A 977-nucleotide genomic window follows, 5' to 3' on the forward strand; every position below is an offset into this window, starting at 1 on the left:
AGTTGGCCGCGGAAGGAAGCCGGGGATCCGGGCAGGGGCGTCGCCCGCCGTTTCGCGTGCTGGGCAGAAGGATCAGGGTGCGTTGGTGCACAGTGCGGTGATCAGTGCTTCCGGTGTGGTGGTGGCCGGTCGGTCGCTGACCTGGGCATCACCGAGCTCGATAACTCGCCACACGCCGTCGGATCGGATGGCGAGGTCGACGGTCACGAAGGGCAGGCCGAGCATCGCGACCAGCGGCGCGAGTCCGGTCAGGTCGGGCATGTCGACAGGTTTCTGGTCCGGTGTGTCCGGGTGCGGCCCGATCAGCCGACAGACACCATCGATCCACCAGGTTCGCACCTCAGCCCCGATGAACGGCTCGAAGCGGCGCAGCACGAACCCGCCAGCCAAGGCATCCTCGCGCAGCTCGACGAACCGGCTGGCCACCTGCCACGCACGACCGGCGTCGGCGAGGTCAGCAATGAACGCCGCTTCGTCCCAATAGTGCTTCATCGACTTGGAGTAGTCCCGCAGCACCGCCGGTCCCACGCCCAACCGGGCACGGGCCATCTCGAACTCCCCCCGACCAGTGCCGACCGTCCACACCGAGGTCGGCGTCAGCGCCGCCAGCGCGGCATACCAGCCGGGCAGCTCATGCGCCTGCTTAAACTGCGCCGCCGTCGTCCGCAGCCGCACACCGCGCCGGCGCAACGCATCCGCGAACACCGCGTACCGGTCACTATCCAGCATCCAACCCCGGTAGACCGCCTCACCACCATCAGCGGGCACCCCAGCGACAGCCCGATCAACGCCACCGCCACCGCCACCGCTACCGGCGAGCGCATCATGGTCGACCAGCGCGACATCAAGCCCGACACCTCGAGCGGCCCTAGCTTCAGCCGCGAAGTGTTCGTCAACCCGGCGGGGACGAAGAACGTCAGCAGGCACCAGCAACAACACCGGCACATGGTGCCCGGTCACGCCAACCCACCGCCAGC

Annotated in this window: 1 protein-coding gene; it reads right to left on the bottom strand. The window is 68.4% G+C overall.

Annotation, left to right across the window (positions count from 1 at the left end):
• Positions 1 to 72: 72 nt before the first annotated feature.
• Complete coding sequence (locus tag V6V89_RS41475; RefSeq protein WP_334625234.1) at positions 73 to 729, bottom strand: ATP-grasp domain-containing protein; 657 nt, start codon at positions 727 to 729, stop codon at positions 73 to 75.
• Positions 730 to 977 lie beyond the last annotated feature (248 nt).

This window comes from Micromonospora sp. CPCC 206061, from assembly GCF_036906915.1.
Taxonomy (GTDB): domain Bacteria; phylum Actinomycetota; class Actinomycetes; order Mycobacteriales; family Micromonosporaceae; genus Phytohabitans.

What these genes read in the sequence shown, in the direction of transcription:
- V6V89_RS41475 (WP_334625234.1), bottom strand. Translation starts at nt 729, where the DNA reads ATGCTGGATAGTGACCGGTACGCGGTGTTCGCGGATGCGTTGCGCCGG.